This window comes from Mesorhizobium sp. M0663, assembly GCF_040320585.1.
Lineage (GTDB): Bacteria > Pseudomonadota > Alphaproteobacteria > Rhizobiales > Rhizobiaceae > Mesorhizobium.
Genome location: NZ_JAMYPX010000004.1, coordinates 44,350 through 64,045, shown reverse-complemented (window position 1 = coordinate 64,045; position 19,696 = coordinate 44,350). Strand labels below are relative to the sequence as shown.

Below are 19,696 nucleotides of genomic sequence, written 5' to 3'. Positions count from 1 at the left end.
GCCTCAGCGGCGGCGCGGACCAGCCATGACCGCATTTCCGTTGCCGCTCGACCTTCGTCCGATGGAAGCCAAAGCCGCCGACGCAATTCCTGGCGGCGACGGGCTTTGGCAGTACGAACCGAAATGGGACGGGTTTCGCTGCCTCGTGTTCAAGGGCGACGATGCCGTCGATCTGCGTGCAAAATCGGGCAAGCCGCTTGGCCGCTATTTTCCCGAACTGGTCGCGGTGCTGCGCGATGTGAGGTCGCGGCGGTTTGTTGCCGACGGCGAAATCGTCATCGAGGTCGACGGATCGTCCTCGTTCGAGGCCCTGCAAATGCGCCTTCATCCCGCCGAAAGCAGGATCCGCAAGTTGAGCCTCGAGACGCCTGCCATGCTGGTCCTGTTCGACATGCTGGCCGAACCCGGCGGCGGGATCATCATCGAAGAGCCTCTCACCACCAGGAGGCAGGCGATTGAGGCCTTTGTCGCGTCGGCGGCACGGCCCGAACTGCACCTGTCCAAATATACGCATGACGCCGCTGCCGCCGAGCGCTGGCTGCAAGGCGCCGGCCATGGCTCGACCGACGGTGTCGTTGCAAAACTGATCGCCGGGCCATACCGGCCCGGCGAGCGCGCCATGGTCAAGGTCAAGCGGCTGCGCACTGCGGATTGTGTGGTCGGCGGCTTTCGCTATCTCGCCGGCAGCAACGAAGTCGGATCCCTGCTGCTCGGCCTCTACAACAACGAAGGCAGGCTGGACCATGTCGGGTTCACCTCGACCATCGGCAAGGACGACCGCGCGACGCTGACCAGGCGGCTGGAAAAACTGCGGGCCAAACCGGGTTTCACCGGCAAGGCGCCGGGCGGGCCAAGCCGCTGGAGCACGGAGCGCAGCGGACAATGGGAGCCGATAAAGCCTGAACTGGTGGTCGAGGTTCGTTTCGACCATGTGACAGGCGACCGGTTCCGGCACGGAACCAAGCTGTTGCGCTGGCGGCCGGACAAAGAGCCCCGGCAATGCACGTTCGATCAGATCGAGTAAGCCCGCAGCGATGCACCGCTTCAAGGCTCTAGCTGCCCGCTCTACCGTTCATGACAGACCAATGCAGAATTCACCGGTTCACCGCGGCCAACCGAGCCTTGGCAACCATTTCCGAGGCTCGGTTGCGGTTTTGAAATCAAGCGGCTTCTTGCATTGCGCGTTCGTTGACACCGCTTTCGCCGAGCTTGGAAAGCGCTTCGTCGGTCGCGACCTCTTCCTTTAGAGTTGCCCTGAGCAGCTCGACAACGTCGCTCTTGCCGAGTTCTTCCGCCCACGCGATCAAAGTGCCGTAGCGAGCGATCTCGTAATGTTCGACGGCCTGCGCCGCGCCGACAAGCCCGGCGTCGAGCGCGGGAGCACCGTTATACTCCTCGAGCACTTCCGAGCCCTCTTCGATAATGCCGTCAATCGCCGGGCAGGTCTTGCCACGGGCCGGCTTGCCGAACTTCTCGAACACCTCCTCCAGGCGGTCGACATGTCCTTCGGTTTCCATGCGGTGTTTCTCGAAGGCGGCGGTCACTTCTTCCGACTCCGCGCCCTTGGCCATTTTAGGCAGCGCTTTCAGTATCTTCTTCTCGGCGTAGTAGAGGTCTTTGAGCCCGTCGAGGAACAGATCCTCAAGGCCCTTGCTTGCCGCCTTCGCGGCCTTTTTCGTGGTCGCCATGATCCTCTCCCGAATGGTTGGTGCCGCCTCGCAAAGTAGAGGCGTCCCATAACCCTCCGACGGGAAACAAGTTCCCTGACGGTCCGGGAGCTTTGAAAATTTTTCCGACCCGCCGTGTAGTGTCGCAAGGGGCCTCGACCTGCGGCAGCAATCGGCCAGGAAAGCGCCGTCAGCGCTCGCCGATATGCTCGACCAGGCGGGTATATTCGGCCTCGGCCAGGCCGTAGCCGCCATCCGCCAGTGCGACGAGACCATCGCGATCGCGAATGATAATTTCGCCGCGGCGGGACCGGATGAGCCCTCGCCCCTCGAGCAGCTGCAGCGCGACCGTGACACCCGGACGCCTTACGCCAAGCATGATCGACAGGAATTCGTGAGTGATCGTCAGCCGGCCGCCGTCCACCCGATCGTCACACATGAGCAGCCAGCGCGCCAGCCGGTCTTCAAGTTTCGATCGCGCGTTGACCAGCGCCGTATAGCCGGTCTGGACATGCAGATATTGCACGTAGCGCAGCAAGAACAGCCGCAGCGTCGGGCTTTGCGTCAGCGCCGCCTTGAACGGCTCGGCGTCGATCCTGGCGGCTTCTCCCGCCAGCTGCACATAGCAATCATGGACCGTACGGTCGTCGCCCATTATCAGGGCCGAGCCGGTCATACCTTCCAAGCCGACAAGGCCAACTTCCGCATCGCTGCCGTTCGGCATTTTCGCAACCACCGAACCGATGCCGTCCTCGAGGAAATAAATGGCCTCGATCGGGGATCCGGACACTTCGAGCGATTGCCGTAACTCCAGTGAACAGCGCTCGATGTGCGGCTCGAGAGATGCGAAATCGCCGGCGCTCATCCGGCGCAACAGCTTGTTTCTGTATCGATTTCTATTGGAAATTGCTGGATCAGACATAGCTAGCCCCAAAACAGGGCAAGAGCTTTTTTATCTCCCAGCCGTCCGCGCCCGGTATAACCTGCGGACGATAACGCTCATATAGGCACTGAAAGGTATGGAGCCTACTAAATAAAAAAATGAATCGATGCACGACAGTTTCTCCTGCCGCTTGCCTACGAAAACATCCGACTGAAAGTTAGAGTTGGAAACGTACCAAAGACGGTTTGGTACGAAAACGACAATTGAGGTCACCGGACGCGAAAGAGCCCGTCGCGAGGGATGCAACGGGCTCCATTCGGGCGTCGTGGGCTACGCCCAATGATCCAAATGAGGGGTGGGTTGGATCGCAGCAACAATGCAGGTGCAAGGCAGTCGTTCCCAAACTGTCTGTTTGGTAATTTCCGTACATTGAGTTTGGACGAGAGCGGCGCTAATTGAATTGGAGTCGTCCACACAGACATGGCGAGTGGACGCTTGAAAGACGCTTCGCGCTTTCGCCCTTTTTCAAGGGAGGATGGCATGTCGATGCAAGGTGCAGCAACTCCAGCCGAACTGAGCGTGCTGAAAAAAGCGCTCGACGACTGCTGCCGCGAGTTGGGTGTTGCGGACGACAGTCCTGTCCGCGAGCGGTTGGCCGCCCGTATCATGTCGCTGTTCAACGAAGGCGTGCTCAGCGCCGATCTGAAAGAAGCGCTGGCCGCCGATCGCCAACACTAAGCTGCTGCTATGGTGGTGTCCTCGGTGCCGAAAGGTTCGGCACCGGGTCGCCCTTTTTAGCCAGGGATCCTGGTTGGCCAAGGATCATGGAAATCTTGTCTCCAAAACGCCCGGCGCTTGTTACCAAGCGGCAGGCGTTTTTGTCGCGAGCGTGACACTAAGGCGCGTCGCGTTCGACTGGCCTCATGCGATGCGCTTTAGGTTCCTGTTTTATGCATGTCGCTATCACAAAACCGCTGCACACTTTTGCGCGACGTGCATCAAATGCGCCCAAGCAGGACCAGGATAATGACGATAAGCAGCACCAGGCCGAGGCCGCCACCACCGTAATAGCCGGTGCCATAGAACGGTCCGCCGCCCAAGCCGCTGAAGCCGCCAAGCAAGGCAAGGACCAAGATTATGATGAGAATGGTTCCAAGGCCCATGATGTCTGCTCTCCTTGTTTGCGCTGCCGCCATTCGCATCAGCGCGTCGCATCGTACAAAGGTATGAACTCGCAAGAAGCATTCCTGTTCCGGCGGAACGGTAAGGCGTACGCTCATGCGGCGAGCAAAATGCCGGGCTGTGCCGTTAGAAAAGTCCACAGATGCGTGCCCGCGGAGAATGGCATGGCGGCCACCTTGAACACCTGAGAACATGCTGAATTCATAGGAAATTTGTCGGAACCTTCGCTCGCCCGAACGGTTGTTTTCGTAGTCGCAACGCGACGACCCTCGTAAAAAGGAGAAGCATCATGCTCACGAAAATTCTCGCAGCTTCGGCGCTTACGATCGGTCTGGCTACGTCAGCGATGGCGCAGAACGTCGGCGACCCTTCCGGAGCCGCTGCCGACGGTAGCGGGCGGACGATCGTAGTCCCGGATAATGGCGGCCCTGACACCGGCACGGATTCGACCATCACCAATAGCATTCGCGATTTCTCAACGACGAATTCGAATGCCGACCGGAATTGCCCGCCGGGCCCGCAGGGGGCTCTGCCCGATGCGACCGGCAAGGCTCCGGGCACGATGGCGCCGACGGTGAACGACAACCACTGCGGCAAGTAAGCGCCCGGTTATCACAGCCTGACGAGGCCGCGGAGCTTAAGCTCCGCGGCCGGCTGGTTTTGCCGTAAAATCAGCCTAGCGGCCGCGGTGGTCGAAGCTGACCGCGATATCCCGACCGTCCAGCGCCCGAACGATGAAGCCAACCAGCTCCTCGTCGGTTTGCCGGAACCAGGGAAAGCGTTTGCGCAAATCGGCTATGACGACGGTGGTCGAGAGAATGTCGCCGGAATGATAGTCGGCCATGATGGTATGAACGGCAGCGTCGGTGTCAATACCGATTCCTAGCGGCGACTTGATCTGCCCCACGGAAGCCTCCACCCATCTCTCCCAGCCAACGATAGCAAGACTGCCGCAAAGCGAAAGAGCTTGTACGATTCCGTACGATCTCGTGGCTTGCGTTGCACTTTGCAGGACGCAGCCGGCGTCTTTTGTTTTGCGTTTCCAAACCATTGTCTGGCGTGGTGGCGGCTGTGGCCCCCACGACCAGGCAACCTCGCCGCAGCTTGCGCGTTGAGCCATCGGAGGGATGACATCAGCCTCGGAGAACCCCCATGAAAACCCTTCTATCCATCACTGCGGCAGCGATGATGGCTGGCGCACCTTTGGCTGCTTTTGCCCAATCGGCGACGCTGACGCCTCTAACGACCGACACCATGAGCAAGGTTGACACCGCGACGTTCGTCAAGACCGTGCCCATCGCCAATACATTCGAAATCGAATCGAGCCGACTTGCGCAGACGCAGGCGACTGCCGACGACGTGAAGGCATTCGCGGCGCAAATGGTCACGGACCACACCAAGGCCGGCGAGGACTTCAAGGCGGCGCTCAGCAAGGGTCAGACGACTTCGGCCACCGCGCCAGCCGGCCCGTCGCTGGACACCAAGCACCAGGCGCTGCTCGACCAACTCAAGGAGGCCAGCGGGGACAGCTTCCAATCGAAATATATCGACATGCAGACCCAGGCGCATAAGGAAGCGGTGGCGCTGTTTTCCGCTTACGCGAATTCCGGCGACGATCCGGCGATGAAGGAGTTTGCCAAGAAGACGCTGCCGGTGCTGCAAATGCACGAACGTCATCTCAAGGACCTCGCTGCCGCGCATCAATGAGAGCGAAGAGTGCCTTTTGCAAACGAAAGGCCGCCCCACACACGGCCTGTGTGACGCGGCTGTCGTCCGGCCACACGGCCGGGAACAAAGCACCGAGAGTGCCGTTATTTATCCGGCTTGTTCGGGGAGGATCCAATGGAAGGCGGCATTCGCGGGGCCTCAAGGATAGTAGCGCCGGCTTTCGGCGCCGTCCTGGTCGCCGCTGTCACAGGCTGAAATCGCTTTCCGAATGGGACAGGCTGCCTTCATGCGCTACGGCGAGATATTTGCAAATGTTACGGCACTCATGTTGCTGGCCTTGATGATTGGCGGCGTCTTCGTCCTGTTTGGAGAGCCGCTGTGGCCGCGGTACTACGCGAGAATGGTGCTGGTTACGGATATCGATGCCATGACCACCGCGTCAGTCCGAACAAGCTGCGTGCCCAGTCCCTGCCTGCCCGACACCATCGATCACACCGTGCTCACTCCTCGCCCCGAGGACGGACCTTGATTTGCGATTTGCAGACGCTGGAGCCGGGTACGGAAAAGCCCGCCGCCCGAGCTGCGCGGCGGGCTTTTTTGGTGCATCAACCCACGGTAGACCGTCTGGGCCACGACTAGGTCAGGATAATCACGATCTTGTAGGTATTCGGGTCGACGATGACGATCCGGCCGTCGGCGAGCACGAAATACTCATAGCCTTCGTAAGCCGGAACGATCTTGACGATGCGCGCCGGCAGGCGATGCAGCCGGACCTTCTTTCGCGGAACCTCGACACCGACAGAGATGTCGAAATCGACGCTGGATACCGGTTGGATGTTCGTCTCCTTGATGACCTGCGTGATCTCCGTCTTCTGTTCAACGGTCACATTGTTGATGGAAGCGGTCGAACTCTGGTCTTGCGTCTGCGTCGAGGCATTGCCCTGAGTCTGCTCGGTGGTCGTGGTCCCAGTCTTGCCCTGAGCCTGCTCCTCGGTCTTCATTTTCGTGCTGCCTTGGCCCTGCTCGGTGGTGGTGGTTCCGGCCTTGCCTTGGGCCTGTTCGTCGGTCTTCATCTTGGTGCTGCCCTGGGCCTGCTGGTCAGTCGTGGCGCCAGCCTTGCCCTGAGCCTGCTCGTTGGTCTTCAGTTTCGGTTTGCCCTGGGCTTGCTGGTCAGTCGTTGCGCCGGCCTTGCCTTTGGCTTGCTCATCGGTCTTCAGCTTCTTGTTGCCTTGCGCCTGTTGATCAGTTGCAGCGCCGGCCTTGCCCTGAGCCTGCTCGCCCATCTTGGCGCCGTTCTGGCAATTGGCAGTGCCGGCTGCACAATTGGCGCCGGACTGGTCGTCGGTCGACTGCTGCGTCTGGGCAAGTGCAGCCCCGCAGCTGACGCTGATTGCTAGCATGCTGGTGATCAGAACGCCTTTCATGAGAGATCTCCTTGGAAAACGCGTCCCTTCACCGCGTAAAACTGTGGCTAAAAAACTTTGTTCCAAACTAATGGAGGGAAAGGGCAAGCGATCCGAGTGGCGGAACAAGCTCCACCTGCTGACGTTACCGGCCTATAGCGACCCCGCTGCGAACAGCATGACGCGGCGCAGCGCAGAGGTGGCTCACCATGAAAGGAGACGATCATGAGAATGCATCTTTCGGCAGCCGCGGCTGGGTTCTTGCTGCTTGCGGGTATTGGCGCCGCTGCCGCTCAGGACGTGGTCATCGAACCGCAGCAGGAGACGATCGTACGCGAGTATGTGAAAAAGCAGCCTCTGGCGTCCGTCCAGCTTCCCGGCGTGGAGCTCAATGTCGGCTCGACACTGCCCGATACCGTCGAGCTTCATGAGGTTCCCGACGTCAAATACCGCTATGTCGTCGTCGACAATCGGACCGTCCTGGTCGATCCTGGCACGCGCAGGATTGTAAAGGTCATCGAGTGAGCAAGCGCGTCGCTTTGAAGGGACATGCGGCGCGTCCAGCATTGTCGACATCCCACACCGCTGCCCGTGTTGGGCATTCGGACGCAGAAAGGCCCGCCGCTTCGAAGCACGGCGGGCCTCATAGCGGAGACGACGTCCGGACAATTTCTGAACCAGCATTGGCTTAGAACGCATGATCCCAGCACGCCCTGTGCTCGCCAGGCCCGAAACTTTAAGAGAATATTCCTGGCTTCGCATTTCGCGGGAAATACGGTGCTTTGATCCGACGGTCAGCATTCCCGATGATGCCGGCAAGGCTTGGCACTCCGCCTGGCCGCAACGACTTCAGAACCGACGGGATAGATCATGTCTGGGAATACCAACACTTTGCTCTCATTTCTCTCCGCAAGTATAAACCGGCGCGCCGGTCTGGCTGTACTTTTCGCGTCGGCGGTTGCGATTGTCGGCCTTGCTGCGCCGTCGTTCGCCGAAGACAAGACGGCGGTCAAGGTCGGCATCATGAGCGGCGAGGACGAGGATGTGTGGCGCGTCGTCACCGCCCAGGCGGCGGAGAGGGGGCTGACGATCGAGACCGTGGTGTTCAACGACTACACCCAGCCGAATGAAGCACTCGAGCGTGGCGAAATCGACGCCAACGCCTTCCAGCACAAGCCCTATCTCGACAACCAGATCAAGACGCAGGGCTATCACATCGTCCCGGTCGGCTATACCGGGGTCTGGCCGATCGGCCTCTATTCCAAGAAGTACACGAAGATTGCCGACCTGCCCGAAGACGCCGTCATTGGCGTGCCGAACGACCCGTCCAATGAGGGCCGCGCACTGCGCGTTCTGCAGAGCGAAGGTCTGATCAAGCTCAGGGAAGGCACCGGCATTCTGGCTACGACGACCGACATTGCCGAAAACCCGAAGAAATTAGTCGTCAAGGAGCTTGACGCCGGGATTGTCGGGCGCTCGGTGGAAGACCTCGACGGGGCCGTGGTCAACACGGATTGGGCGCTTAAAAGCGGCCTCACACCGGAGAACCGCATCGCCCAGGAGGCGGTGGCCGACAACCCCTACCGCAACTTCATCGCGGTCAAGGCCGGCAATGAAAACCAGCCCTGGGTAAAGACATTGGTCGCCTCCTACCAGAACGAAAAGGTGAAGGCCGAATTCGACCGAGTCTACAAGGGAACCGGCATCAGCGCCTATTGATACCGAGCTCGACTTAGCGCTGAAGCCCGGCATGATAGAGCGGTCCGCGCTCCAACGCGGACCGCGATCGCGTTTTGCGGGACACCAATACAGGAACTTTCATGAACCAGCATTTCGCCTCGGTCACCGAAGTCATGCATCCCGCCGGCAGCCGTTCCGCCGGATCGAACGACGTCGTGCGCCTCATCGAGCTGAAGCGCCGCTTCGGCGCGACAGCGGCGCTGGACGGCGTATCGCTCAACGTGCGCCAGGGCGAGATCCTCGGCATCATCGGCCGGAGCGGCGCCGGCAAGTCGACGCTGATACGCTGCCTGAACGGCCTGGAGCGGCCGGATACAGGACAGGTCTTCATCGAAGGCCGCGACATCAGCCGGCTCGGCGAGCGCGAATTGCAACCGCTGCGCCGGCGTATCGGCATGATCTTCCAGCATTTCAACCTGCTGTCCGCCAAGACGGTCGAAGACAATGTAGCGCTGCCGCTCAAGATCGAAGGCCGGCCCAGGGCCGAACGCCTGGCGCGCGCCGCCGAGCTGCTCGAGCTTGTCGGCCTGTCGGAGAAGGCGAAAGTCTATCCGGCGTCGCTGTCGGGCGGGCAGAAGCAGCGCGTCGGCATTGCCCGGGCGCTTGCGGCGCGCCCGGCGCTGCTGCTGTCCGACGAAGCGACCTCGGCATTGGACCCGGAGACGACGCGCTCCATCCTCGCCTTGCTCAGAGATATCAACCGGCAGCTCGGCCTGACCATCCTGCTCATCACCCATGAGATGGAGGTGATCCGTTCGATCGCCGATCGTGTCGCGGTGATCGACGCTGGGCGGATCGTCGAGCAAGGGCCGGTGTGGTCGGTGTTTGCCGATCCGAAGTCGGCGATCACACAAAGCCTGCTCGGCGGCATCCGGCCGCAATTGCCGGCGGAGATCGCCAGCCGGCTAACGCAGAACGCCGGCGTGAAGGCGATCCTCAGGATCGACGTGGCCGGTGAGGCCGCGCGAAGCCCGCTTTTGTCCGATCTTGCCTCGGCAGTTCCCGGCTCGTTCCGCCTCGTGCATGGCGGCATCGATCACGTCCAGCAGCAGCCTGTCGGGACACTGTTCGTGGCGGTCGCCGGCAGCAATGAAGCTCACCTGGCAAAGGTGATCGCGTTCTTGAAAGCCCGCCAAGCGCGGGTGGAGGTGCTTGGCCATGTCGCCGGTTCTGTTTGAGCTTCTCGTCCGTTCAATCTGGGAAACGATCCTGATGACGGCCGCCTCCGGCCTCATCTCGCTGGTTTTCGGGCTGCCGCTCGGCCTGGCGCTGGTCGCCACCGACCGCGGCGGTATCGCCGAAAACCTGTGGGTGAACCGCGCGCTCGGAGCGGTCATCAACGGCTTCCGCTCGGTGCCTTTCATCATCCTGCTGGTTGCGCTGATCCCGATGACGCGGCTGATCGTCGGCACCTCGATCGGCACCTGGGCAGCGATTGTGCCGCTGTCGATCGCGGCGACGCCCTACTATGCGCGGATCGCCGAAGTGTCGCTGCGCGAGGTCGACCACGGGCTGATCGAGGCAGCACGCGCCATGGGCGGCAACCGCTGGACGATCATTCGCGAGGTGCTGGTGCCGGAAGCGTTGCCCGGCATCGTCGCCGGCTTCACGGTGACGCTGGTGACGCTTATCGGCGCCTCGGCCATGGCTGGCGCCATCGGCGCCGGCGGCCTCGGCGACCTCGCCATCCGCTACGGCTACCAGCGCTTCGAGACGTCCGTCATGATCGCCGTTGTCATTGTGCTGATCATCCTGGTCTGCGGCATCCAGTGGGCCGGCGACCGGCTGGTCGCGAGGCTGGACCACAGAGCGTGACCGGCGAAACGCGGCCCAATCAATGCCTTTAATTTCCGGGAAAGTTCAGATTGTTCTCGATGGTCTCGCTCGCCCAAGCGAGCTTTTCGCGATCGTCGGGGCGCAAGGGAGCCTCGACCGCGACGGTGAACAAGTGCCAGGCGAGACTGTCGGATAGAAGCCATGTGGTGACCTGTTCGCTGAAGATCACGTGCCCCTTATCGAGTGTCTTGATGTTGCCGGTAATCAAGTCCGCACAGTGCAACATGGCCTCGGGGTAAGGGCTATCACGCCATGCCGCTAATGCAGCTGCTACATCCATTCCGGCAAGCACTATGCCCTCCAGCCAGGGAACCGCGTTCCCTTCATCGGGATGCATGGTCATCGCTTTTCGCCAGGCAACCTGAAACAGCACCTCGACAGCCTGCTGTTCTTCCAACGGCCAATCGCGCCAGGAGGTCCTTTCGAGCTTTGCGGCAATCACGTTGGCGTCGAACCCCATCGAAGGTTCGCCTTGGATGGCAAGTTCAAGCACTCTCGGCAGAAAGTGCCGGTAGTCATCGACGTCGCCGACCGTCCATATGGCCGATCCGGCATAGGCGCCGAGGTTTTCACCACTGAGCTCCCGAAGCGGACCACTGGATACTCCCCGAAAGATCGATTCCAAATCCTTGTACGGCGAGCCATGCAGGTGGCGGGGCGATGGATAAGACGCGAAAGCGGCATAGACGCGTTCGACTGCGTGGGCCAGTTCAGACGAGAGATCAGCCTCCAGGGGATTTGGGTTGCTCATCCGCTACGACTCCGAACAGGTCTCTGGCTTGCTCTGCGGTATAGTAGCCGAGCTTGACATCCCGAGCGACCAATTGCGGATCGCGCTGCAACGGATCGCCGTAGCCGCCGCCGCCAGGCGTGCCGACGCACACGCGGTCGCCTGTCTTCAGCGCGATGTCCTGCTCCTTGGACAGATGCGGCGGCACATGTTCCTTGCCGTCGCGGAACACGGTCACCGTGTTGACCGCACCGTCCTTGCCGCCGAGCGCGCCTTGCGGGCCGAACCGGCCGTGATCCATGACGAAGGAGGCGCGGGCGTCGCCGCGCAGGATCTCGACCTCATAGGCGAGGCCAAAACCGCCGCGATGCTTGCCGGCGCCGCCCGAGCCTTCGCGCAAGGCATAGTGGCGGTAGAGCACCGGGAAGGCCTGCTCCATGATTTCGACCGGCGGCGACTTGGAAATGCCTATGGTCGAGCAGCCATTGGTCAGGCCGTCGTGACCGGCATTGCCGCCATAGCCGCCCCCGGAGATCTGATACATGACATAATCGCGGCCGCGGGCCGGATCGTTGCCGCCGAGCGCGAAATTGCCGCTGGAGCCGGCGGGGGCCGCCGTCACCTTGTCCGGCAGCGCCTGCACCATCGCCGCGAACACCGCTTCGGCAATGCGCTGCGAAACCTCAGCCGCGCAGCCCGATACCGGCCGCGGATATTTGGCGTCGAGGAAGGTGCCTTCCGGCCGCTTGACGATCAGCGGCTCGAAGGCGCCAGCGCTGATCGGCACGTCGGGGAAAATGTGCCGCATGGCGAGATAGACCGAGGACAAGGTCGTCGCCAGCACGCTGTTCATCGGCCCAGCGCAGGGCTTTGACGAACCGGAGAAGTCGAAGCTGAGCGTGTCGCCCTGTTTTTCGACCGCCAGCGCGATAGTCAGCGGCTCGTTGACCACGCCGTCGGAATCAACAAAAGCCTGCGACCGGTAAATGCCGTCGGGAATGGCTGATATGTTCGCGCGCATCTGTTCGGCGGCGCGGCGGCGCAGTTCGGCGATCGCACCGACGACCGTTTCATCTCCGTAACGATCCAGGATTCCGTTCAGTCGGTCTTGACCGATCAGCAGTGCCGCCGCCTGCGCCCGGATGTCGCCGATGCGCTGGTCGGCAACCCTGATGTTCGAGCAGATGATGGCGTAGATCTCAGGGTCGAGCACGCCCTTCTTGAATAATTTCACCGGCGGCAGTCGCAAGCCTTCCTGCTCGACCGCTGTTGCCGAGGCGGAAAAGCCGCCCGGCACCGAACCACCGATGTCGGGCCAGTGGCCGGTGTTCGACAGCCAGCAGAATATCTTGCCGTCCCGATAGACCGGCATGGCGAAGCGCACATCCATCAAATGGGTGCCGCCGAGATAGGGATCGTTGACGATGTAGATATCGCCTGGCTCGGGCGGCAGGCAGCGACCGTCGGCGATCATCTCGATCACCGTTTTGGTCGAATACTGCATGACGCCGACGAACACCGGCAGGCCCTGGCTGCCTTGCGCGATCAGCGAACCATCGAGCGCCGAATAGATGCCATCCGAACGGTCATTGGCCTCGGCGATGACAGGCGAGAAGGCGGCGCGCGAAAATGTCAGGTCCATTTCGTCGCAGACTTGCTGTAGCGCCGCCTGGATGACCGAAAGGGTGATGGCGTCGAGTTTTTCCATCTCAGGCCTCGCCGATATCGATGATGATGTTGCCGTCGGCATCCGATCGCGCCCGGTCACCGGGCTCCAGCACAGTCGTCGCGTCCATCTGTTCGAGGATCGCCGGACCTTCGATTGTTGCGTCGAGCGGCAACTTCTCTCTGCTGTAGACCGGCGTGTCGTACCAGCGCCCGCCATACCAGACAGGCCGGATCTCGCGCCGCGCCTCTTCGAGCGTTTTGGCGCGCCCAGCCGGGTCGATCAGCCGGGACAGATCGATTGCCGGCCGCACGCCGGTGACCGAGGTGTTGAGGTTGACCAGATTGGCGCGGATTTCCGGCAACTGGACCTTGAAGCGGGCGAAATAGGCCTTCTCGAACAGTTGCTGCAGTCCCTCGCGTGTCACCGCAGACGACGGCAGCGGCACGTTGATGATATGCGTCTGGCCGACGAACTGCATGTCGGCGGAATGCGTGACGCGGATCATTTCCGGCTTCACCGCCTCCTTGCCGATCAGCTCCTTGCCTTCGTTTCGGTGCCGTTCCAATGTCTCGTGGAGTTGGATTTCATCGAGACGGGCCACCGGCTGGTTGACCGTATTAACGAAATCATGGCGCAGATCGGCGACGACGCAGCCGAGCGCATTGGTGATGCCCGGCCGCGCCGGCACCAGCACCTTGGGCAGGCCGAGCTCGCGCGCCAGTGCCGTCGCATGCAGCGGCCCGGCGCCGCCGAAGGCGAACAGCGCGAAATCGCGCGGGTCGTGGCCGCGCGACACCGACACCATGCGGATGGCGCCGGCCATCTTCACGTTGCCGAGCCGCAGCACCGCACCCGCCGCCTCGACGCCGGACAAGCCTGTGGCGCGGCCGATCCTGTCCTCGAATATGCCGGTGACCCGTTCGACGGTGACCGGGTTTTCCACCGCGAGCAGCTTCTTCGGCGCCAGCCTGCCGAGCACCAGATTAGCGTCGGTAATGGTCGGCTCCAAGCCGCCGCGTCCGTAGCAGATCGGGCCGGGATTGGCGCCGGCGCTTTCCGGGCCGATCTGGATCAGACCGGCCGCATCGACGCGGGCGATCGAGCCGCCGCCGGCGCCGACCGTATGCACCGCCACCATCGGCACGTGGATCGGCATCGCATACTCGATCTCGATCTCGTTCGACACCGCCGGCTCGGCGTTGCGGATCAGCGCCACGTCGGTCGAGGTGCCGCCCATGTCATAGGTGACCAGGTTTTCGAAGCCGGCGCGTTTTCCCGTATAGGCGGCAGCAATGACGCCGGAAGCGGGGCCGGACATGACGGTCTTGGCCGACTCACGTGTGACAAAGCGGGCCGAGATCATGCCGCCATTGCCGTTCATGATCAGGAAGTCGCGGGCGTAGCCTTTTGACGCCAGCTCCTTGCGCAGCCGCTCGACATAGCGTTCGAGGATCGGTTGCACCGAGGCGTTGACCGAAGCGGTGACGCCGCGCTCGAATTCGCGCGCTTCCGAAAGCAGCGCATGGCCTGTCGTGATGTAGCCGTTCGGCCAAAGCTCGGCCGCGATCTCGGCGGCACGCCGCTCATGCCTCGGGTTGGCGTAGGAATGCAGGAAATGGATGACGAGGGATTCGCAGCCGGCCGCGATCAGTTGTGAAATCGCTGCCCGCATCTCGGCCTCGTCGAGCGGTATGCGCACCGCGCCCGAGGCCTCGACCCGCTCCGACACTTCGAGCCGCAGATTGCGCGGAATGATCGGCACGAACGTGCCTGTCATGCCATAGGCTTGCGGCCGTGTCCGCCGGCCAAGCTCGATGACGTCACGAAAGCCGCGCGTGGTGATCATGCCGGTTTTGGCCAGCCGGCGCTCCAGCACCGCGTTGGTGGTGGTCGTCGTGCCGTGCACGATGAGGTCGATGCCGTCGACGGGAAAGCCGGTGGCACCAAGAGCTGCAACGACGCCGAAAGCCTGGTTGTCGACCGTCGTCGGGGTCTTGGCGATATGCACCCGGCCGCCGTCACGGCCGTCGATCAGAAGCAGGTCGGTAAAGGTGCCGCCGACATCGATACCGGCGACGACGCTGCCCGTCGAATCCAGAGCTTGCGCCGAAAAATTCTGTTCCATTGTCGAAACCCGAAATGCCCGAACTGCTTACATGCCTCAGTTTGGAAAGCTGTTTTACGGCGGCGTCTTGACGCAAATATCGTTTGTATACTAATAAATTCCGGACACAAGAGCTTACCGCTTCGGAGTGTGCAAACGGCACGCTGGAACCTGACCGGTTCGGGCGCGCAGGTGAAGATTTGGCGCGGGCGCTGAGCTGGCCCGGAAGGTTAGGTTTGATGAACACCATATCCGCGTTCAACACTGCCGGCGCCCGGCCGTTGCAGTTCCCGATACCGGCCAATGTCTATGCCGAAACCGTCGTCTCGGTGAAGCATTATACCGACCGGCTGTTTTCGTTCCGCATCACCCGGCCGCAATCGCTGCGCTTCCGTTCCGGCGAGTTCGTCATGATCGGCCTGCCCAATGCCGAGAAGCCGGTGTTCCGCGCCTATTCGATCGCCAGCCCTGCCTGGGACGACGAACTCGAATTCTTCTCGATCAAAGTGCCGGACGGCCCGCTTACCTCGGAGCTGCAGAAAATCGAGATCGGCGATACCGTCATCATACGGCAGAAGTCGACCGGCACGCTGGTGGTCGACGCGCTGACGCCGGCCAAGCGCCTGTTCATGATCTCGACCGGCACCGGCATTGCTCCATTCGCCAGCCTGCTGCGCGATCCCGATACCTATGAGAAGTTCGAGCAGGTTATCCTGACCCATACCTGCCGCGACAATGCCGAGCTCACCTACGGCCAGGAACTGGTGGCCGCACTGGAGAACGATCCGCTGATCGGCGAACTGACCGGCGGCCGCGTCACGCTGTATAATTCGACGACGCGCGAGACCTCCGAGCGCATGGGCCGCATCACCGCGCTGATCGGCTCGGGCAAATTCTACACCGATCTCGGCATCGACAGGCTCAATCCCGAAACCGACCGCATCATGATCTGCGGCTCGATGCATATGCTGAAGGACGTCAAGGAACTGGCCGAAAGCCACGGCTTCCAGGAAGGCTCGCTGCATCATCCGGCAAGCTTCGTCGTCGAGCGCGCCTTCGTCGGCTGAGACGCGCAGTTCAGCGTCCACTGGTTCGAGACCCTGATTTTGATCATGCGGTCAAAAATCGGCTGCCTTGACTGTCTTTTTCCGCTATGACCGCTTGAAGGACTCGTGAAGCGCTGCTTCACGGTCTATCTTCGGCATAAGTCGCTGAACAAGGGGCAGGAGATGAGCAGCACAATCCGCGAAACCGACGTCGGCATATCGAAGGTCACGCCGCTGCCGGCACGCGCCGCCGCCAATGCACCAATCCCGCAAGCCCATGGCATTGCTCGCAATCCCGGCATGAGGCTCGATCTCGGCTTCATGGAATCGATGCGCGGCGTCAACCGCTCGGCGCTGGAACGCCGCGTCGCCAGCCTGACCAAAAGACGCTCGATCAAGGCCGATAACCAGGCCGCCTGGCTGCTGCGCGCCGTCGCCTGCATGGACCTGACGACGCTGAACTCGAACGACACGGAAGAGCGCGTGCGCCGGCTTTGTGCCAAGGCGGTCAACCCGTTCCGTCGCGACATTGCCGAGGGGCTCGGCATTACTGGTGAAAAGATCCGCCCGGCGGCGGTCTGCGTCTATCAGCCCTTCGTCGCCACTGCCGTCGAAGCGCTGCGCGGCAGCGGCGTCCATGTCGCCGCCGTTTCCACGGCTTTCCCGCACGGCCTTGCACCGCTTTCGACACGTCTGCAGGAGATCGAAGCATCGGTAAGGGACGGCGCCGACGAGATCGACGTCGTCATCCCGCGCGGCCTGGTATTCGGGGCGAAATGGCAGGAGCTCTATAACGAGATTGTCTCGATGCGCGCCGCTTGCGGCGAGGCCCATCTGAAGGTGATCCTCGGCACCGGCGACCTCGCGACGCTGCGCAACGTCATGCTCGCCTCGATGGTGGCGATGATGGCGGGTGCAGATTTCATCAAGACCTCGACCGGCAAGGAAAGCGTCAACGCGACGCTGCCGGTCGGCCTTGCCATGGTGCGCGCCATCCGCGCCTATTTCGAGGAAACCGGCTATCTCATCGGCTTCAAGCCGGCCGGTGGCATTTCCACGGCAAAAGCCTCGCTCGACTGGCTGGTGCTGATGAAAGAAGAACTGGGCCGGCCGTGGCTGGAGCCGGAGCTGTTCCGCTTCGGAGCATCGAGCCTTTTGACCGACATCGAGCGCCAGCTCGAGCATCATCTGACCGGCCACTACTCGGCCAATCATCGCCACGCGATGGCGTGATTCGGAGCGCGCCATGAACATTCTCGAACGCTATCATGCCATGGAATACGGCCCGGCGCCGGAGGCGCGCAACGAGGCCGATGCGTGGCTTGCCGCGCGGGATTTCGGCAAAGCGCTGTTTATCGGCGGCGACTGGAAGGCAGCCAGCGGAGGCAAAACCTTCGACACCAGCGATCCGTCCTCGGGAAAGCTGCTGGCCAAGGTGTCGGATGCCGGTGCCGCCGATATCGACGCGGCGGTTTCGGCCGCCACAAAAGCGCTGCCGAAATGGAGCGCCAGCACCGGTTATCAACGCGCCAAAGTGCTCTACGCCATCGGCCGCGCCATGCAGCGTCACCAACGCCTGTTCGCGGTGCTGGAATCGATCGACAATGGCAAGCCGATCCGCGAAAGCCGCGACATCGACGTGCCGCTGGCCATCCGCCATTTCATCCATCATGCCGGCTGGGCGCAGGCGCTGGACAGGGATTTTCCAGGCCATAAGGGGGTCGGCGTCGTCGGCCAGATCATCCCGTGGAACTTCCCGCTCTTGATGCTGGCCTGGAAGATCGCGCCGGCGCTCGCCGCCGGCTGCACCGTGGTGCTGAAGCCAGCCGAATTCACGCCGCTCACCGCGATCCTGTTCGCCGAGATCTGTGAACGATCAGGCGTGCCGAAGGGCGTCGTCAACATCGTCCAGGGCGGGCCGGAAGCGGGTGGGGCAATCGTCAATCATCCCGGCATCCAGAAGATCGCCTTCACCGGTTCGTCCGAGGTCGGCAAGATCATCCGCAAAGCCACCGCCGGTTCGGGCAAGAAACTGTCGCTGGAGCTTGGCGGCAAGTCGGCCTTTGTCGTCTTTGAGGATGCCGATCTCGACAGCGCCGTCGAGGGGCTGGTCGACGGCATCTGGTTCAACCAGGGCCAAGTCTGCTGTGCCGGCTCGCGCCTTCTGGTGCAGGAGGGCATCGCCGATGCCTTCATCGCCAAGGTCAAGACGCGTATGAGCCGGCTGCGCGTCGGCAGCCCGCTCGACAAGAACACCGATATCGGCCCGCTGGTCGATTTGACCCAGCTCGATCGCGTCAAGGGCCTGATCGCCGAGGGCGCCAAGCAGGGCGCAATCTGCTGGCAGCCGGACTCGGCGCTGCCCTCCTCGGGCTATTACCATCTGCCAACGCTGGCGACAGGTGTTTCGCCGGCTAACATTCTGGCACAGGAAGAGGTGTTCGGGCCGGTGCTTGCCACCATGACCTTTCGCAACACCGAGGAAGCGGTCGAGCTCGCCAACAACACGCGCTATGGCCTGGCCGCTTCGGTGTGGAGCGAGAACATCAATCTTGCCCTGCACGTCGCGCCGCAATTGAAGGCCGGCGTCGTCTGGGTCAACGGCACCAATATGTTCGACGCCTCCTGCGGCTTTGGCGGTTACCGCGAGAGCGGCTTTGGCCGCGAAGGCGGGCGCGAGGGCATGTTCGAATATCTCTCGGCAAAACTGCCGCTCGGCCCGGTTATCAAACCGGCGACGTCTTCGGCGCAACCTGTCGAGCAGGCCGAAGGCGACGCCATCGACCGCACGGCAAAGCTGTTCATCGGCGGCAAGCAGGTCCGGCCGGACGGCAATTATTCCTTCGCCGTCGCCACCGCCAAGGGCAAGCTTGCCGGCGAGGTTGGTCTCGGCAACCGCAAGGATATCCGCGACGCCGTCGCGGCCGCGCGCGCCTGCAAGGCCTGGCCGGAGGCGACCGCCTACAACCGCAGCCAGGTGCTCTATTACCTGGCCGAAAACCTTTCGGGCCGCGCCGACGAGTTTGCTGTGCGCCTCACCCAACTTACCGGCGCGACCGCCAAGGCGGCGCGTGAAGAGGTCGAACTGTCGATCGAGCGGCTGTTCCTCTATGCCGGCTTGGCCGACAAATTCGAGGGTCGCGTCCACCAGCCGCCGGCCCGCGCCGTCACGCTGGCACTGCACGAACCGGTCGGGGTCGTCGGTATTGTCGCGTCGGACAACGCACCTTTGCTTGGCTTGATCTCGCTGGTGGCGCCGGCGCTCGCCATGGGCAACACCGTGGTCGCCGTGCCGTCCGAAAAATACCCGCTGCTTGCCACCGACCTCTACCAGGTCGTCGAATATTCCGACGTTCCGGCAGGCGCCATCAATATCGTCACCGGCAGTAGCGCCGAGCTTGCCGGCGTATTGGCCAAGCATGACGATGTCGACGGGCTCTGGGTGTTCGCCGATGCCGAGACTTGCGCCAAGGCCGAGGCCGAGTCCATCGGCAATCTCAAACGCGTCTGGACCGGCAACGGCCACAGCCTCGACTGGGCGTCGAACGAAGCAGCCGGCGATGCCTTGCTGCGCCGAGCGATCGAGGTCAAGAACGTCTGGGTGCCCTACGGCGACTGAGTGTCCCGGAGGGACGTCCGGGCTTGACGGGCCAACAAATGTTCTTTACCGAGAAAAAACATTTGGCTGGCAGGCGAATATCGAAACAGGCGGGATGGTAGTGCCCGGCTGGCACATTGCGCCCCGGCCTTGCGCCGGTAAAAGCCGAA

At 62.2% G+C, this 19,696-nt stretch carries 20 protein-coding genes; 12 read left to right on the top strand and 8 right to left on the bottom strand.

What is annotated here, in order from left to right:
- Positions 1-25: 25 nt before the first annotated feature.
- The gene (locus NKI54_RS09595) at positions 26-1,024 is read left to right on the top strand and encodes an ATP-dependent DNA ligase (protein ID WP_352637305.1); all 999 of its coding nucleotides are present in this window, start codon (positions 26-28) and stop codon (positions 1,022-1,024) included.
- Positions 1,025-1,160: 136 nt separating this feature from the next.
- On the opposite strand, the gene NKI54_RS09590 is transcribed toward NKI54_RS09595, so the two are convergent.
- Positions 1,161-1,688, bottom strand: a complete 528-nt coding sequence (locus tag NKI54_RS09590; protein ID WP_023677104.1) for a YciE/YciF ferroxidase family protein — start codon at positions 1,686-1,688, stop codon at positions 1,161-1,163.
- A gap of 169 nt (positions 1,689-1,857) precedes the next feature.
- Entirely contained in the window at positions 1,858-2,589 is a 732-nt protein-coding gene (locus NKI54_RS09585; RefSeq protein WP_352571876.1) for a Crp/Fnr family transcriptional regulator, read from the bottom strand.
- 501 nt (positions 2,590-3,090) lie between these two features.
- Here NKI54_RS09585 and NKI54_RS09580 point away from each other — a divergent pair.
- Positions 3,091-3,288 carry a hypothetical protein gene (locus NKI54_RS09580; protein WP_292655400.1) on the top strand — a complete coding sequence of 66 codons (198 nt, stop codon included), beginning with the start codon at positions 3,091-3,093 and terminating at the stop codon, positions 3,286-3,288.
- A gap of 260 nt (positions 3,289-3,548) precedes the next feature.
- Here NKI54_RS09580 and NKI54_RS09575 read toward each other — a convergent pair whose 3' ends face one another.
- Complete coding sequence (locus NKI54_RS09575; RefSeq protein WP_023677107.1) at positions 3,549-3,713, bottom strand: DUF3309 family protein; 165 nt, start codon at positions 3,711-3,713, stop codon at positions 3,549-3,551.
- Positions 3,714-4,021: 308 nt separating this feature from the next.
- On the opposite strand from NKI54_RS09575, the gene NKI54_RS09570 reads away from it, so the two are divergent.
- Positions 4,022-4,333 (top strand): hypothetical protein, encoded by a 312-nt coding sequence (locus NKI54_RS09570; protein ID WP_023677109.1) that lies wholly within the window; start codon positions 4,022-4,024, stop codon positions 4,331-4,333.
- A 75-nt stretch (positions 4,334-4,408) separates the two neighbouring features.
- On the opposite strand, the gene NKI54_RS09565 is transcribed toward NKI54_RS09570, so the two are convergent.
- On the bottom strand, positions 4,409-4,639 hold the full coding sequence (locus tag NKI54_RS09565; protein ID WP_156937349.1) for a hypothetical protein: 231 nt from the start codon (positions 4,637-4,639) through the stop codon (positions 4,409-4,411).
- Positions 4,640-4,884: 245 nt separating this feature from the next.
- Here NKI54_RS09565 and NKI54_RS09560 point away from each other — a divergent pair, with 245 nt between their 5' ends.
- Entirely contained in the window at positions 4,885-5,439 is a 555-nt protein-coding gene (locus NKI54_RS09560) for a DUF4142 domain-containing protein (protein WP_352575226.1), read from the top strand.
- Positions 5,440-5,686: 247 nt separating this feature from the next.
- Complete coding sequence (locus tag NKI54_RS09555) at positions 5,687-5,929, top strand: polymerase (RefSeq protein ID WP_352636298.1); 243 nt, start codon at positions 5,687-5,689, stop codon at positions 5,927-5,929.
- Positions 5,930-6,035: 106 nt separating this feature from the next.
- Here NKI54_RS09555 and NKI54_RS09550 read toward each other — a convergent pair whose 3' ends face one another.
- Complete coding sequence (locus NKI54_RS09550; protein WP_352636305.1) at positions 6,036-6,824, bottom strand: DUF1236 domain-containing protein; 789 nt, start codon at positions 6,822-6,824, stop codon at positions 6,036-6,038.
- Between the two features lie 204 nt (positions 6,825-7,028).
- Between NKI54_RS09550 and NKI54_RS09545 the strand changes: the two genes are divergently transcribed.
- From NKI54_RS09545 to NKI54_RS09530, 4 genes are all read left to right on the top strand, one after another.
- Positions 7,029-7,328, top strand: coding sequence for a DUF1236 domain-containing protein (locus NKI54_RS09545; RefSeq protein WP_023677114.1), 300 nt, complete (start codon positions 7,029-7,031; stop codon positions 7,326-7,328).
- Positions 7,329-7,673: 345 nt separating this feature from the next.
- Positions 7,674-8,522, top strand: a complete 849-nt coding sequence (locus tag NKI54_RS09540; RefSeq protein WP_352571523.1) for a MetQ/NlpA family lipoprotein — start codon at positions 7,674-7,676, stop codon at positions 8,520-8,522.
- A 101-nt stretch (positions 8,523-8,623) separates the two neighbouring features.
- Positions 8,624-9,721 (top strand): methionine ABC transporter ATP-binding protein, encoded by a 1,098-nt coding sequence (locus NKI54_RS09535; protein WP_352636295.1) that lies wholly within the window; start codon positions 8,624-8,626, stop codon positions 9,719-9,721.
- Positions 9,702-10,358 (top strand): methionine ABC transporter permease, encoded by a 657-nt coding sequence (locus NKI54_RS09530; RefSeq protein WP_352636293.1) that lies wholly within the window; start codon positions 9,702-9,704, stop codon positions 10,356-10,358. The genes NKI54_RS09535 and NKI54_RS09530 overlap by 20 nt, the downstream gene beginning before the upstream one ends.
- 28 nt (positions 10,359-10,386) lie before the next feature.
- On the opposite strand, the gene NKI54_RS09525 is transcribed toward NKI54_RS09530, so the two are convergent.
- The 3 genes from NKI54_RS09525 to NKI54_RS09515 are packed head-to-tail and all read right to left on the bottom strand — an operon-like array spanning position 10,387 to position 14,903.
- Positions 10,387-11,130 (bottom strand): hypothetical protein, encoded by a 744-nt coding sequence (locus tag NKI54_RS09525; protein WP_352636291.1) that lies wholly within the window; start codon positions 11,128-11,130, stop codon positions 10,387-10,389.
- Positions 11,102-12,817 (bottom strand): hydantoinase B/oxoprolinase family protein, encoded by a 1,716-nt coding sequence (locus tag NKI54_RS09520; protein ID WP_352636289.1) that lies wholly within the window; start codon positions 12,815-12,817, stop codon positions 11,102-11,104. The genes NKI54_RS09525 and NKI54_RS09520 overlap by 29 nt, the downstream gene beginning before the upstream one ends.
- Before the next feature lies 1 nt (position 12,818).
- Complete coding sequence (locus NKI54_RS09515; RefSeq protein WP_352571525.1) at positions 12,819-14,903, bottom strand: hydantoinase/oxoprolinase family protein; 2,085 nt, start codon at positions 14,901-14,903, stop codon at positions 12,819-12,821.
- Between the two features lie 218 nt (positions 14,904-15,121).
- On the opposite strand from NKI54_RS09515, the gene NKI54_RS09510 reads away from it, so the two are divergent.
- The 3 genes from NKI54_RS09510 (at position 15,122) to NKI54_RS09500 (ending at position 19,547) form a co-directional block, all read left to right on the top strand.
- Positions 15,122-15,949 (top strand): ferredoxin--NADP reductase, encoded by an 828-nt coding sequence (locus NKI54_RS09510; RefSeq protein WP_023677121.1) that lies wholly within the window; start codon positions 15,122-15,124, stop codon positions 15,947-15,949.
- Between the two features lie 162 nt (positions 15,950-16,111).
- On the top strand, positions 16,112-17,161 hold the full coding sequence (gene deoC / locus NKI54_RS09505; RefSeq protein ID WP_031211867.1) for a deoxyribose-phosphate aldolase: 1,050 nt from the start codon (positions 16,112-16,114) through the stop codon (positions 17,159-17,161).
- A 13-nt stretch (positions 17,162-17,174) separates the two neighbouring features.
- Complete coding sequence (locus NKI54_RS09500) at positions 17,175-19,547, top strand: aldehyde dehydrogenase family protein (RefSeq protein WP_352691316.1); 2,373 nt, start codon at positions 17,175-17,177, stop codon at positions 19,545-19,547.
- Positions 19,548-19,696: the final 149 nt, after the last annotated feature.